The sequence below is a fragment of the Streptomyces regalis genome (assembly GCF_001509475.1).
Lineage (GTDB): Bacteria > Actinomycetota > Actinomycetes > Streptomycetales > Streptomycetaceae > Streptomyces > Streptomyces regalis.
Window position 1 is genome coordinate 91881 of record NZ_LLZG01000115.1, and the last position, 14320, is coordinate 106200.

The 14320-nt window shown below is 69.8% G+C and carries 14 protein-coding genes; 5 read left to right on the forward strand and 9 right to left on the reverse strand.

Annotated features, from left to right (window positions below; all coding sequences use genetic code 11):
* Positions 1–129 precede the first annotated feature (129 nt).
* From ADL12_RS16955 to ADL12_RS16965, 3 genes are all read right to left on the reverse strand, one after another.
* Positions 130–885 carry a GntR family transcriptional regulator gene (locus tag ADL12_RS16955; RefSeq protein WP_062703257.1) on the reverse strand — a complete coding sequence of 252 codons (756 nt, stop codon included), beginning with the start codon at positions 883–885 and terminating at the stop codon, positions 130–132.
* Between the two features lie 31 nt (positions 886–916).
* On the reverse strand, positions 917–1723 hold the full coding sequence (locus ADL12_RS16960; RefSeq protein WP_062703259.1) for a hypothetical protein: 807 nt from the start codon (positions 1721–1723) through the stop codon (positions 917–919).
* Between the two features lie 357 nt (positions 1724–2080).
* Positions 2081–3163 (reverse strand): ROK family transcriptional regulator, encoded by a 1083-nt coding sequence (locus tag ADL12_RS16965; protein WP_062703466.1) that lies wholly within the window; start codon positions 3161–3163, stop codon positions 2081–2083.
* Between the two features lie 210 nt (positions 3164–3373).
* Between ADL12_RS16965 and ADL12_RS16970 the strand changes: the two genes are divergently transcribed.
* Positions 3374–4447, forward strand: a complete 1074-nt coding sequence (locus ADL12_RS16970) for a Gfo/Idh/MocA family protein (protein WP_062703261.1) — start codon at positions 3374–3376, stop codon at positions 4445–4447.
* The gene (locus ADL12_RS16975) at positions 4444–4971 is read left to right on the forward strand and encodes a heme-degrading domain-containing protein (RefSeq protein ID WP_062703263.1); all 528 of its coding nucleotides are present in this window, start codon (positions 4444–4446) and stop codon (positions 4969–4971) included. Before ADL12_RS16970 ends, ADL12_RS16975 begins: the two co-directional genes overlap by 4 nt.
* Before the next feature lie 116 nt (positions 4972–5087).
* Here the strand turns inward: ADL12_RS16975 and ADL12_RS16980 are convergent, their stop codons facing one another.
* From ADL12_RS16980 to ADL12_RS16995, 4 genes are all read right to left on the reverse strand, one after another.
* Complete coding sequence (locus tag ADL12_RS16980) at positions 5088–5945, reverse strand: fumarylacetoacetate hydrolase family protein (RefSeq protein ID WP_062703265.1); 858 nt, start codon at positions 5943–5945, stop codon at positions 5088–5090.
* Positions 5946–6122: 177 nt separating this feature from the next.
* Positions 6123–6836, reverse strand: a complete 714-nt coding sequence (locus ADL12_RS16985) for a YidC/Oxa1 family membrane protein insertase (protein WP_062703267.1) — start codon at positions 6834–6836, stop codon at positions 6123–6125.
* Between the two features lie 107 nt (positions 6837–6943).
* A complete protein-coding gene (locus ADL12_RS16990) occupies positions 6944–7255 on the reverse strand; it encodes a DUF6412 domain-containing protein (protein ID WP_062703269.1) in 312 nt (103 codons plus the stop codon).
* Positions 7256–7321: 66 nt separating this feature from the next.
* The gene (locus ADL12_RS16995; RefSeq protein WP_062703270.1) at positions 7322–8104 is read right to left on the reverse strand and encodes a class E sortase; all 783 of its coding nucleotides are present in this window, start codon (positions 8102–8104) and stop codon (positions 7322–7324) included.
* Between the two features lie 343 nt (positions 8105–8447).
* On the opposite strand from ADL12_RS16995, the gene ADL12_RS17000 reads away from it, so the two are divergent.
* Complete coding sequence (locus ADL12_RS17000) at positions 8448–9920, forward strand: glycoside hydrolase (RefSeq protein WP_062703272.1); 1473 nt, start codon at positions 8448–8450, stop codon at positions 9918–9920.
* A gap of 58 nt (positions 9921–9978) precedes the next feature.
* Here the strand turns inward: ADL12_RS17000 and ADL12_RS17005 are convergent, their stop codons facing one another.
* The gene (locus tag ADL12_RS17005; RefSeq protein ID WP_062703274.1) at positions 9979–11367 is read right to left on the reverse strand and encodes an ABC transporter substrate-binding protein; all 1389 of its coding nucleotides are present in this window, start codon (positions 11365–11367) and stop codon (positions 9979–9981) included.
* A 19-nt stretch (positions 11368–11386) separates the two neighbouring features.
* Positions 11387–12457: a bestrophin-like domain gene (locus ADL12_RS17010; protein WP_079052082.1), complete on the reverse strand. Its 1071-nt coding sequence runs from the start codon at positions 12455–12457 to the stop codon at positions 11387–11389.
* A gap of 282 nt (positions 12458–12739) precedes the next feature.
* Between ADL12_RS17010 and ADL12_RS17015 the strand changes: the two genes are divergently transcribed.
* Positions 12740–13168 (forward strand): hypothetical protein, encoded by a 429-nt coding sequence (locus tag ADL12_RS17015; RefSeq protein WP_159053181.1) that lies wholly within the window; start codon positions 12740–12742, stop codon positions 13166–13168.
* A gap of 109 nt (positions 13169–13277) precedes the next feature.
* Positions 13278–14300, forward strand: coding sequence for an SEC-C domain-containing protein (locus ADL12_RS17020; RefSeq protein ID WP_062703280.1), 1023 nt, complete (start codon positions 13278–13280; stop codon positions 14298–14300).
* Positions 14301–14320 lie beyond the last annotated feature (20 nt).

Here is a 14320-nt window from a genome sequence, read left to right on the forward strand (position 1 = left end):
CTCGGGATCGGGGAACCGGAAGGATCCGGCTGACAACGAGAGCGTGAACTGGCCATCACGTTTGGGCTAGACCCGTTATGCGTTCGTGACATTAATGACGGTGGCAAAGTGTGCGTATTTTCGGACTTTTCAGCCGTGCAGGTGCGTGGTGAAGGAGAACCGGTCGCCGCGGTAAAGGGACCGCACCCGCTCCAGCGGCCTTCCCTCCGAGTCCCTCGACACCCGGTGGATCAGCAGCATCGGGAGCGCGGGCGGAGTGCCGATGAGCAGCGCCTCGCGCGGGGTGGCCAGCACGGTCTCGATGCGCTCGTCGGCGTCACCGAAGGCGATGCCCTGCCGGTGCAGGAAGGCGTAGAAGGAGGAGTCGGGCTCGAAGTCGGCGTCGAGACGGGGCACCCGGGCCACGGCGACGTAGGTGCTCTCCAGGCCGACCCGCTCGTCATCGGCGAGCAGGACGCGCTCCAGGTGCCAGACGGGTTCGCCGCGTTCGAGGCCGGTCTCGGCGGCGAGGGCGGCGGGGCAGGGGAAGCGGTCGAGGGTGACGAGGGCACGGCCCGGGGTGCGTCCCTGCCGCCGTACGCCCTCGGTGTAGCTGGCGAGGGAGAGGGGCTGTTCGAGCTTGGGTCCGGCGACGACCGTGCCGCGCCCCTGCCGCCGCAGCTTCCCCTCCAGTACGAGCTCGCGGATCGCTTGCCGGACGGTCTCGCGAGCGACCTCGTAACTCTCGGAGAGGTCGCGCTCGGTGGGGAGCGGGTCGCCCTCGCCGAGTTCTGCGATGAGGTGGTCGAGCCGGGCCTTCACCGCGTAGTACTTCGGGATCCGGCCGTGCTCCGGGATGCCGTCGCGGACGGGGGCGCCGGGGGCCTGGTCGTTCGGGTAGTCCACGCAGGGATCGTCGCAGACGGGGAGGACCGGCTCAGCGGCGCCTGCGGGCGACCAGCAGCGCGGCGCCGGCCAGGAGCATGGCCACGGTGGCGGTGAGGGAGGCGCCGTGGGGTGTGGTGAGGCCGGTGCGGGCGAGTTCGTCGGCGAGGGTGAACTGGTTGCGGGCGGTGCCGGGGCTCGCCGAGGCGTTCGGGGCGGCGGAGCCGTCACGGTCGGCCGCATCGGGCGAGGCAGCCGGGTCGGCCGGGTCGGATTCGATCGTGAAGCGGTAATCGTTGGACTGGCCGACCCAGTCGCCGTCGCGGTCGTGGCGCTGCACGACGGCCGCGTTGGCGGTGACCTCGTTCGGTACGGCGTCCGAGGTGACGGCGAGCCGGACCTTCACGGTGACGGTCTTGCCGGGACCGACGGTGAAGCCGGGGAAGCCGCCGAAGGCGCCGACGAGTTCGTCCTCGTCGGTGGTCTCGAAGCGGACGGGGTGCGGGCGGGCACCGTCCGGGCTGCCGTTCCGGCCGCCTTCCGGGACGCCGTAGAACTCCAGGCGGGGCTGGGACGGCTTGAGGGCGCGCTTGCCGTCGACGAGGACGACGACGGGGTGGATGCGGGTGCAGGTCCGGTCGGTGGTGTTGGTGAGGTCCAGGTGCCAGGTGCCGAATCCGCCACCGGCCGCGTAGGAGTCGGGGCCGCCGTGGAGGCGCGTGGTGAGGGGGAAGGTCCCGTCGTCGGTGACGCAGCTGGGGAGCGCGGCGGGAGGTTCCGCGCGCACCGGAGGCGCTGCGGCGAGGAGGGCGGCTGCTGCGAGGCAGAGGGGAGCGGGTGAGTGCAGTCGCATAAACACATGACCATGCCGGGCGGGGGCGGCTTCCGGGCGGCGCCATTCCGTACGGGCCCGCAAGTCCCCTCGATCAGCGGATGGCCGCCGGTGCAGGGCCGCCGATGCACGACCACCGGTGCAGGGCCGCCAATGCACGGCCGCCAATGCACGGCCGCCGATGCACGACCACCGGTGCAGGGCCGCCGGTGCACGACCATCGGTGCAGGGCCGCCGGTGCACGACCACCGGTGCACGACCACCGGTGCACGGCCGCCGATGCACGACGACCGGTGCACGGCCATCGATGCACGGCGCTCAGTGCGTGGCCATCAGCCAGCGCACGGCCATCAGCGCACGCCGATCAGCCCCGGCACACCGCCCTCACCCCTCCCCCCGCCCGAACAACGGCGCCAGCAGCAGCTGAGCCGCCCCCTCGGCGACCCCGCGCTCCCCGCCGGAGGCGACCCGCACCGGCACCGCGTCCCCGCCCGCGCGCCGGGCGCGTTCGTCGAGGACGGCGGCGACCCCGCGTTCGAAGGTGTCGGGCGCGGCGGCGATCGTGCGGCCGCCCAGCAGGACCAGGTCGACGTCGAGCAGGGCGACCAGGTTGCCGGCCGCGGTGCCGAGCACGCGGGCCGCCTCCGCGGTCTCGCCCCGCGCCACGGCGGCCAGGCACAGTGCCTCGACGCAGCCGCGGTTGCCGCACCCGCAGGGTGGGCCGTCCAACTGGACGACCTGGTGCCCGAACTCCCCGGCTCCCGTACGGGTGCCCCGGTGCACCGCTCCCCCGATCACGAGCCCGCCGCCGAGCCCCGCGCCGAAGTGCAGATAGGCGAAGGACGTGACGGCCCCGGCCGCTCCCTGGACCGCGAGCCCGAGGGCAGCGGCGTTGGTGTCCTTGTCGACGACGACCGGCAGTGAGAGGCGCCGCGCGAGCACGTCCCGCAGCGGGAAGCCGTTCCACTCCGGGAACCCGGTGACCCGGTGCAGCACACCGCGCCGATGGTCGAGCGGCCCGGGCAGCGCCACCCCGACACCGAGCACGGCACCCGGCCCACGGCCGCCCCCGGGCGCCAGCTCCCTCACCTCGCGCACAGCCCGCTCGACAACCGTCTGCGCACCGGCCCCCAGGTCCAGCGGGGTCCTGCGCCGCGCGACCACGGCTCCCGTGAGGTCACAGAGCACGGCCGTCAGCTCGTCCCGGTCCAGATGCACCCCCACCGCATGCCCGGCCTCCGGCACCAGCCGCAGCACTGTGCGCGGCTTGCCGCCTGTCGATGCCCGGCGCCCCGCCTCCGTCGCGAGCCCGTCCTCCCGCAGCCGGGCGGTGATCTTGCTGACCGCCTGCGGGGTGAGGCCGGTGCGCTCGGCGAGTTCGAGCCGGCTGATGCCCTCGGGTCCAGCCGTGCGCAGCAGGTCGAGCACGAGCGCGGCGTTGTGACTGCGCAGGGCGCCCAGCTGCATCGAATTGCGGCTCCGCCGCGCGGCACCACCGACCGTGCCGGCCTCCGTGCCACCCTCCGCGCCACCATCCGTGCCGCCGACCGCGCCGCCCATCATGGTGCCCGCCACTCCACCGTCGGCACGGCCGTCGGCACCGCCCTTCGTCCTGTTCACGCCGCCCATTGTCCCTGGCGCTTGCACTTTGGCAACAGCGTTGCGAAAGTAGGCTTCATGAGTGCTACTCCCCTCCGCGTCGGCCTGGTCGGCTACGGCCTCGCAGGCTCCGTCTTCCACGCCCCGCTGATCGCCACCACCGAGGGGCTCGCCCTGGACACGGTGGTCACGTCGAACCCCGAGCGGCAGGAGCAGGCCCGCGCCGAGCACCCGGACGTACGGCTCGCCGCCACCCCCGACGAGCTGCTCGCCCGCGCCGCCGACCTCGACCTGGTCGTCCTCGCGTCCCCGAACAAGACGCACGTCCCGCTCGCGACCGCCGCCCTGAAGGCCGGCCTCCCGGTCGTCGTGGACAAGCCGATCGCCGGCACGGCAGCCGAGGCACGCGAACTGGCGGCGCTGGCCGAGGAGCGCGGCCTGCTGCTCTCCGTCTTCCAGAACCGCCGCTGGGACAATGACTTCCTGACCCTGCGCCGGCTCCTGGCCGAGGGCGAGCTGGGCGACGTATGGCGCTTCGAGTCCCGCTTCGAGCGCTGGCGGCCCCAACTCAAGGGCGGCTGGCGGGAGTCCGGCGACCCGGCAGAGATCGGAGGTCTGCTCTACGACCTCGGCAGCCATCTCGTCGACCAGGCACTGGTCCTGTTCGGCCCCGTCACGCAGGTGTACGCCGAGTCCGACGTCCGCCGCTCCGGCGCCGAGACGGACGACGACACGTTCATCGCCCTCACGCACGCCGGCGGCGTCCGCTCCCACCTGTACGCCTCCGCGACGACCGCCCAGCTCGGCCCTCGTTTCCGGGTGCTGGGCTCGAAGGCGGGCTATGTGAAGTACGGCCTGGACCCGCAGGAGGCGGCACTGCGGGAGGGGCAGCGCCCGGACACCGCTGCCGCGTGGGGCACGGAACCCGAGTCGTTGTGGGGCCGGGTGGGTTCCGGAGAGTCCCCCCAGACGGGCGGCGGCCGCGTCGAACCCACCGTCCCCGGCGACTACCCCGCTTACTATGCGGCCGTGGCAAAGGCTCTGCTGGACGGCGGCCCCAACCCGGTGACGGCGCTGGAGGCGGCATCCGCCCTCGACGTACTGGAGGCGGCGCGTCGTTCGGCCCGTGACCAAGTGGCGGTGAAGCTGTGACGCACAAGCAGTCGCACCAGACGCACAACCCGGAACTCACCCCGAGGTTCCACCCGGAGATCACCCCGCCCCTGGAGGAGCTGGAGGCCCAGGAACGCCGTCTGGTCTTCCGCCGGTTCACCTACGACGACGCCTGGGCCCTCGGCTCCCTCCTGGTCGAGATGGCCCGCGAGCGCCAGGCCCCGGTCGCCATCGACATCCACCGCGCGGGCCAGCAGCTCTTCCACGCGGCCCTCCCCGGCTCCACCCCCGACAACGACGCCTGGATCGCCCGCAAACGCCGGGTGGTGGAGCGCTACGGCGCCTCGTCGTACGTCGTCGGCGCCCGCTTCCGGGCCAAGGGCACGACGTTCGAGGACTCGTCCCGCCTGGACCCGGACACGTACGCGGCCCATGGGGGCTCGTTCCCGATCAACGTCGAGGGCGTCGGCGTGATCGGGTCGGTGACGGTGAGCGGGTTGCCGCAGCTGGAGGACCACAGGTTCGTGGTGGAGGCGCTGGAGGAGTTCCTGAGCAAGCGGTAAGGGCAACGCCCACGTCTTCAGGGGCGCGGGGCTGTATCGATATGCGGCTCCGCCGCGTGGGCGCGAGCAACCACGAAACCACCCGCAGTCGCCGAACAAGCGCAGTCCCCCACCCCTTAGGCGTCCTTGAACTCCTGCCGCTGACGACCAAGCCCCTCGATCTCCAGCTCAACAACATCCCCGGCCCGCAAGAACGGCTTCGGCTCAGGCTCCCCCAGAGCCACCCCCGCCGGCGTACCCGTGTTGATGACGTCACCGGGATACAGCGTCATGAACTGACTGACGTACCGCACGACTTCCGCCACCGGGAAGATCTGCTCCGCCGTGGTCCCGTCCTGCTTCAGCTCACCGTTGACCCACAGTTTCAGCGACAGATTCTGCGGATCCGGCACCTCGTCCGAGGTCACCAGCCACGGCCCCAGCGGGTTGAACGTCTCGCAGTTCTTCCCCTTGTCCCAGGTCCCGCCCCGCTCGATCTGGAACTCCCGCTCGGACACGTCGTGCGCCACCGCGTACCCCGCGACATGCGCGAGCGCCTCCTCGGCCGACTCCAGATACCGGGCCGTACGTCCGATGACGACCGCGAGCTCGACCTCCCAGTCCGTCTTCGTCGACCGCCTCGGCACGAGCACCGTGTCATGGGGGCCCACGACGGTGTCCGCGGCCTTGAAGAAGATGACCGGCTCGGCGGGCGGCTCGGCGCCGGTCTCGCGGGCGTGGTCGTGGTAGTTCAGCCCGATGCACACGATCTTGCCGATACGTGCCAGCGGCGGCCCGACCCGCAGCCCGGTCGCGTCCAGTGCGGGCAGCTCACCGGCGTCCGCGGCGGCGCGGATCCGGCCGAGCGCGGCGTCGTCGGCGAGCAGCGGTCCGTCGATGTCCGGCACGACGCCCGACAGGTCCCGCAGGGCCCCCTCGGCGTCCAGCAGCGCGGGACGCTCCGCTCCAGCCGTACCGACTCGCAGCAGCTTCATGATCACAATCTCCCTCGATCGCGGGCGCCCGCCGATGGGTGCAGCCATCGGAGGACTGGTCGATCCTCCAAGGTCGACGGCCATCCCGCAATAGCTGGTTCACGTACTGGACCGTAGGGCCCGCGGGCGCCACCCTTGTGATCAGCAACGTGCTCAGCGATGTGGTCAGCAATGTGGTCAGCGATAAAGCGCGGCCCGCTCCACCGCGCTCCACGTCGTGCTGGTCACCACGTACAGCGCGGCCGCCAGCGGCACCACCGCCACCGTGAAGAGCGTGAAGAAGGACATGAACGGCATCACCTTGCTCACGGCCCCCATCCCCGGCACCGGCTCACCGTCGACCACCGGCACCGCCGGATTCGTGGCCATCATCCGCTTCGTACGGCCGTAGTTGAACGCGGCGACGCAGGCGACGACCACGAACAACCCGAGATACACGAGCCCCGCACCCCCGAACACCCCACCGTCGCCGAGCGCGTCCTTCCAGTGGTCGCCGAGGGGCGCGGCGAACAGCTGGTGCGTGAGCAGTTCGTTCGTCTGCCCGCCGATCGTCGTGTTCGAGAACAGGTGGTAGAGCAGGAAGAACGCGGGCAGCTGGAACAGGCTCGGCAGGCAGCCGGACAGCGGCGACACCTTTTCCTCGGCGTGCAGTGCGAGTACGGCCTTCTGCAGTTTCTCGGGGTCCTTCGCGTGCTTCTTCCGCAGCTCGGCGATCTTCGGCTGCAGTTCGGTACGGGCCTTCTGCCCGCGCGCCGCCGCCCGGGACAAGGGGTGGACGAGGAGTCGTACGAACGCGGTGAACAGGACGATCGCCGCGGCGGCCGCGGACGCGCCGAACAGGGGGTTGAGCAGGTCGGCGAGTTGCTGAACAAGATCGGCGAAAACAGACATGGGTGAGCCCTCCGAGGGTCTCGTCGTGCCGGAACAGGACATGTCGGAACAGACATGGCGGCATGACGAACCGGGCGAGGGCAGACCCCTGGTGCGGTGCGGGTGCCCTACGCGACGGTCGCCGGGAGGGCGTGCCCGGGTGCCCTGGGCCGCGGCCGGCCCGAGGCGTCGGGGTCGCGTTGCGGCAGGAAGGCCGTACGGCGGGCACGGTCGCGGATGGCCGTACGCACCCGGGTGGGCGGCATGGCGGGCGCGGCGCGCGAGGCGAGGAGGGAGCAGACCGCGAACGCGGAACCGGCGGCGGCGGTCGCGGCGAGCGCGACGGTCGCGGAGAGGCTGCCGGTGTCGAGCAGGACGATCTCGAGGAAGAGGAGCAGCAACACGGCAGCGGGACGCAGATTCGCCGACTTCCGCATCATCGGCGCCCCTCCCCTCGTACGGCTCGCTTCGTCGACCAGGCATTTCGCCGGGCGCTCGTCCTGATGTTACCGGGGCCGCATGGAGACGAGCTTGCCCCATACCACCAGCCGGTATTTCGACGTGTACTCCGGCGTGCAGGTGGTGAGGGTGAGGTAGTAGCCGGGGTCGTCGTAGCCGTAGCCGGGCCTGACGGTGGAGCGCGGGACCGGGCGGATCACGCTCCCGTCACGGGCGGCGGTCCGCGGCAACGTCGCGTCGACGGCGTACGTATACGTCGCGCTCCTCGTCTCGACCCGCACGGTGTCCTGGGGCGCGAGCCGGTCGATGTACCGGAAGGGCTCGCCGTGGGTGTTGCGGTGCCCGGCGAGGGCGAAGTTGCCGGCCTGGCCCGGCTGTTGGGTGCCGGGGTAGTGGCCGACGTAGCCCTTGTCGAGGACCCCGCTCTTGCTGATGCCCTCGGCGACGGGGACGCGGAGGTGGAGGCGGGGGATGGTGAGGATGGCGTAGGCCTGGGACCAGTCGGGTTCCGGGGCGGTGGCGGCGGACCTTCGCCGGTCGCCGGCGGACTGCTCGGGCGAGCCGGTGGACGCGGGCGCGGGCGGAGTCGTCGCCGCCGGTGGGGCCGTACGGGGGTCGCCGCCTCCCCCGTCCCAGGCCCGCTCCAGCGCCCTGACCTCCCGCTCGGCGCCCGCCCTGGCCTCCCGGTTGGTCCACCACACCTGATGCACGACCAGCAGCACGAGCACCACCCCGACGGTGACGAGAACCTCCCCACCACCCCACAGCACCCGCCGCCGCAGGGCACGCCGCCGAAGACCGCTGTGCTGCACGACGCGAACCCGCACCATCCGAGAGCCTCCTCCACCGGGGCCGCCCGCACGACAAAGGGGCGGGGCGCACGATAAGGGGCGGGGCGCGAGGTCTCCAGAGCCGTACGCGACCGAGGTCTCCATCGCCGTACGCGACCGGGGTCTCCAGAGCCGTACGCAACCCAGTCCCGATACCCCTACGCACCCAGCCACGTCCGGCCCCCCGAACACTCCCCTCAAACTTCCTCCACAGGTTTGAGAAAGGGCTGTCGGAACTCTCGACAACCTCATACGCCACACCCGATGCTTCCTGTCGGCATCAGCGGGACAGGCCACGACGCCGGTTCGACGACGACCGGCCGTTGAACGAAGCGGAGAAGTCATGATCCGGCGCAGAACTCTGCTGGCGGCGACAGGCGGCGCATTCCTCGGCAGCGCCCTGGCGACAGGCACCGCACACGCGGACGCGACCATCGCCGTCAACCCCGGCACGTCGTACGGCACCTGGGAGGGCTGGGGCACGTCCCTGGCCTGGTGGGCCAACGTCTTCGGCAACCGGAACGACTTCGCCGACCTCTTCTTCACCACCAACTCGGTGACCTACAACGGCACGACACTGCCCGGCCTCGGCCTCAACATCGCCCGCTACAACCTCGGCGCGTGCAGCTGGAACACCGTGAACGGCGAGTCGATGGTCAAGTCGGCGAACATCCCCGGCTTCAAGCAGATCGAGGGCTTCTGGCAGGACTGGAACAACGAGGACCCCGCCTCCTCGGCCTGGGACTGGACGGCGGACGCCACTCAGCGCGCGATGCTGCAGAAGGCGACGCAGCGAGGCGCGACGACGGAGCTGTTCGCGAACTCCCCCATGTGGTGGATGTGCAAGAACCACAACCCGTCGGGCGCCGCGGACGGCGGCAACAACCTCCAGACCTGGAACTACCGCCAGCACGCGTCCCACCTGGCGGCCACAGCCCTGTACGCCCGGAACAACTGGGGCGTGAACTTCGCGACGGTCGACCCCTTCAACGAACCGGCCTCCACCTGGTGGACCGCCACCGGAACCCAGGAGGGCTGCCACATGGACCCGGCGGTCCAGGCGGCCGTACTCCCGTACATGCGCAGCGAGTTGGACAAGCGAGGCCTGACCGGCGTACGGGTCTCGGCATCGGACGAGACGAACTACGACACGGCCCGCTCCACCTGGGCGTCCTTCGGCTCCTCCACCAAGGCCCTGGTCAACCAGGTCAACGTGCACGGCTACCAGGGCTCCGGCGGCCGCAGAGACCTCCTCTACACGGACGTGGTCACCACATCCGGCAAGAAACTCTGGAACTCGGAAACGGGCGACAGCGACGGCACGGGCCTGACCATGGCGTCGAACCTCTGCTACGACTTCCGCTGGCTGCACCCCACCGCCTGGTGCTACTGGCAGGTCATGGACCCGTCGACGGGCTGGGCGATGATCGCGTACGACGCGAACACCTTGCAGCCGACGACGATCCAGCCGAAGTACTACGTGATGGCCCAGTTCAGCCGCCACATCCGCCCGGGGATGCGGATCCTCGACACGGGCGTGAGCTACGCGGCAGCGGCCTACGACGCGTCGGCGCGCCGCCTGGTGATCGTCGCGGTGAACACGTCGACGTCGGCCCAGACCCTCACCTTCGACCTTTCCCGCTTCACGACGGTCTCCGGCGGCTCGGGCGGCCTGGTCCCGCGCTGGAACACGGTGACGACGGGCGGGGACCAGTACCGGGCGTACTCGAACACCTTCCTGAGCGGGAAGTCGGTGGCGGTGCCGTTCTCGGCGAAGTCGGTGCAGACGTTGCAGATCGACGGGGTGGTGATCTGATCCGACGCGGCGGATGTGACCCGGTAGGCGAACCGGGGTCCGGCCGGTCCCCTACCGGTCAGACCCCGGTTCGGTCCCGGTCCCGGTCCCGCTCTCTGTCCCGGTCCCTGTAGCCCCCGCCGTCAACCACGTCGTTCGCGAAGATCTGGGCCTTCGCCAGCGCCTCGTCGACCGACTGCCGGCCGGCGATCGCCGCGGAGATCTCCGCGGCCACCCGGCCCCCGAGGCCCGCGTACTCCGGGATACCGACGTACGACGTTCCCGTCCACGGCTGCCGGTGCAGGCCGGGCCGGGTGAGATTCACGGCGTTGAGTGCGTTCAGCGTCGGTTGGAGAAACGCCCGGGCGGCGTTCCTGTACGGAGGAAGCCGGTACGTGGACAGCCGGCTGCCGGGCGGCACTCCGACCCAGCCGAGCCTTTCGCCGTAGAGCTTCAGGTACCGCTTCGATGTGGCCCAGGAGGCGAAATCCCAGGCGGCCTGCGGGTGCTTGGACGTGACCGGGATCGCCAGGGCCCATGTCCACAGCCATCCCGAACTGTCCGTACGCACCACCGGCGCCGGAGCGTAGCCGAGCTTGCCGGCGACCTTGCTGGTCTTGGGATCCTCAAGACGGCCGGCAAAGGAGGTGGTGTCGTACATCATGGCCGCCTTGCCCTGCTGCATCGCCGCCTGGCACCGGGCGGGCCCGGCTTCAAAGGCCCGGGACTCGCCGGAGCTGCGAACCAGGTCCACGTAGAACTGCACCGCCCGCCTGGTTTCGGGGGAGGTGAGTTGAGGGTTCCACTTCTCGTCGAACCAACGGCCTCCGAAGGTCAGGATCACTGTGTTGAGCGGCAACAGGTCCAGCCAGACGGGGCCTCCACGCAGGCAGATTCCCGCGATGCCGTGTCCGGGATCGTCGAGCCTGGCCGCAAGCTCGGCGACCTGCTGCCAGGTCGGGCGTTCCGGCATGGTCAACCCGGCCTCGGCGAACACGTCCTTGCGGTACATCAGGAAGGACGACTCCCCGTAGTACGGCACCGCATACAGGCCGCCCCGGTACGACAGCGCCGTGCGCACCACAGGAATGAAGTCCTGCACGTCGTAGTCGCCCTGGCTTGCCAGGACGTCGAGTCGAGTGAGCCAACCTCGCGAGGCCCAGATCGGCGCCTCCCACGGGCCGATGGAAACAACGTCGTAGCGGCCGTCCTCGTCGGCGATGTCCTTGGGCAGCCGGTTCCGCAGCACACTCTCGGGGAGGAAATCGAACTTCACACGAATATGGGGATGGGTGCGCTGGAAGTCGCCGACGAGCCTCTCCATGTCCCGCGTGAAGTCGACGGACGCCACCGTGATCGTCGTGTCCTGCTCGTTCCTGTCGCAGGCGGCAGCGCCCAGCGCGCATGAGGCGAGCAAGGCTCCCACGACAGGGATACGTATGAGCTGCCCGATTCGCCTGTACGACATCGGTTCCTCTCTGTGCTGTTCACTGCGGGAGCTGCTCCGAGCTCGCGAACGAAACGTAGTCAGGCACGTTCAGGAGGCAGCCCGGCACCCGGTCCGCACTCGACACCCCGAAATACGTGGTGATCTGCCGTTCCCCCTCGGGGGGAACTCCCATTCCCTGCGTCAGTGCGACCTTCCAGTGCGTCAGTCCGATCGCGTTGCTGTCCTGAAGGGGGTGATCCAGGGCGATGATCAAGGTGATGAACAGGCCGATGAAGAGCGACAGGAAGCCGGTCAGTGCCACGTGGTCGATCAGTCTGACGCCGACAAGCGCCCAGGTCGCCCCAATGGTCACGAGCGCACCGCCGAAGAGGACGAGATACAGCACAGGCAGCAGCCCGATGCTCACCTCCCCCTGCCGTTCGCGGCGAAGGTTGTTGTATTCGTTGAAGGCCTGGAGTGTGACGGACTGGGCATTCGATTCCTGCTCATTCCGCGGCTCGTAGAACATCAGAGATTCAAAAACGGCATCCAGTCGCCCCTGGTCCTCAACGATTTCGCCCCGCTGTTGCTGCGGCCAGACCTCATTGATCACATTCTCGGCGTAGTTCCGCACCTGCGATTGCAGCCGGCATCTGCGACTGTTGGGAAACGCCTGACCGGCGCGATAGACGGTGGTGAGTTGTGAAGCTTCCTCATTGACCAGCTTCTTCACCTCCACATGGTGCTCGTACGCCCCCACGGCAACGAGCCCGACCAGCAAGGCGTAAAAGGCGCCGACGACTTCGACGAGGAACTTGACGCGTTCGTTGTGCTCGGGATCCTCACCGAACCATCGGCGGACCCGGGAACGCGCGAGCAGGCCGCTCAGGCCGAAAACGATGAAGCCCCCGACCAGAAGCACAGCCTGGGACCAGAGCGTCAAATGCGCGAACCAACCAGGCATACGCTGAACTCGCCCCCTGTTCATGACGACGGCGGCATCTATGTGAAGACCGGTGGGGCGCTTGCTCGACAAGATGGCCCGACGAGACGGCTCGACGAGATGGCCACGGAAGACATGAAGACATAACGGACCTTGGGGCGAAGCCGGCACACACTGAGAACTCATGGTGTGTCCCACCGACCAGGACACGACGAGGCGCCGCAGCCGCGACCTACCGCCATCACAACCTCAGCACGATGATCCGGACACGACCGCTCTCATCACAAGAGCGCACGAAGGCAACAAGAAGCAGTCACCACCACACGGCACGAAGAGATCTCGCATGCGTACGCCGTCCAGCGCGACCTGGCACGAAAGCGCCCCGAGGAGAGGTTCCACGGCCGGGGAATCTGTCCTTGGGGCGCGCGCAGCGAAACCGAAGGCGTCCGGCGGATCGTCGTGTGTCACGTGACCGAACCAGACGTAGAAGCGGTGGACGCGAAGAAAGAGGATGAGCGCGCCCGCCGGACCGAGCACCGACCCGGCGGCCGCCGACGCGGCCTGCTGGCACCCGCCCTGGCGAACCTGGCCATCGGGCTGCCCGCGATCATCCCGCTCTACCTGACGTACTGGCTGCTGACCGACTACCTGCCCTCGAACTGCGACGCCTTCGCAGCCGACCCGGCGCTCTCGAACTGCGACTACCACACGCTCGAAGACGCGCCCCTGCTGATGTTCCTACTGGCGGTGACCGGAGCGCTGCTGCTGATGGTGCTGGTGATGGTGAACGTCCTGGCCCCACGCAGCCGCGAAGACGACAACCCGCGCAGATGGCTGGCGATGACAACGCTCATCCCGGTCCCGTTCTTGGTGCTGCTGTGCCTGGCGAAGGCGTGACAGCCACCACGGCGGCACACCCCGGCAACGGCCTCGACCAGGCAATATCTGCACCCTGTTCTCCCCTCCACCCTCTCCCCCGTCAGCCGTGGGCAGTACGGTGTCCCCCATGCGCCCCGACACGCCTGCCGAAAACGTCGACCACACCGCCGAAGCAGCACGCCTGGAGCGAACCGCCGGCCTCTACCCCGAGGACGCCGAGGCCCTGCTCCTCCAGGCCGCGGCCCACCTGGAACTCTCCGGCGACCGCCCTGCCGCGACCGCGCTCTACGACCGCCTGCTGTCATCGTCAGCCGACCTGGAGAACCCCTACCTGGTACGCGCCCTCAAGGCATCGAACCTCTGGGAGTACGGCCACGAGGCGGAGGCCAGGGCGATCATCGAAGGCGTCCGAGCGGCCTCCCCCCGGGACCCGGCACCGTGGGTGATCGTCGCGGAGGCCCTGGAGTCGCACGACGAACTGGAGCAGGCGCAGGAGACCTTCACGGAGGGCGCCCGCCTCCTCCTGACGGACGTACCGGAGCCCCCGTACTCCACGCATCCCCTCCTCTTCGGTCGCCATCGCGTACGGCGAATGCTGGGCGTGGCCCACGACGAGTGGGACATCCTGGCGGACACCCTCCACTCGATGCCGATCTCCCTGGACGAACTCCACGACCCGAAGCGCGTCTGGTCCCTCGGTTCGGAAAACCCGGCAGAACTGGAGGCGGAGATCTCCCGCCTGCGGGCAGAACTGGGCGCGTACCGGGAGGCCCTGTCCCGCCCCTTCCCGGTGGCGGTCCTGCACTGGACAGGGGACGAGCTGGCGGAGCTGACGACCGCGTATCCGTCCCTGTCCGCCGAGTACCCCTCTCATGAGGAGCACCTGACGACGATAGAGGCCTCACTACGGGAGCTGTCGTCCTCCGGCACCCCGAACCTGGGGATCGTGACAGGGACGGTGCCTTCGTACGAGGCCTTCGCGGCATCGGAGGGGGCGTCTCCGGAGGACGCGACCCTGCTGCCGCAGTATGCGACGACACTGGCGGCGCGCGGGCGGGCTGTGGCTTGGCCGCCGCAGCGGGGGGCTGGGTGCTGGTGCGGGTCAGGGGCGGTTTACGGGGACTGTCACGGGATTGAGTCGCAGGCCTGATGGCTCAACGACCCGCCGGA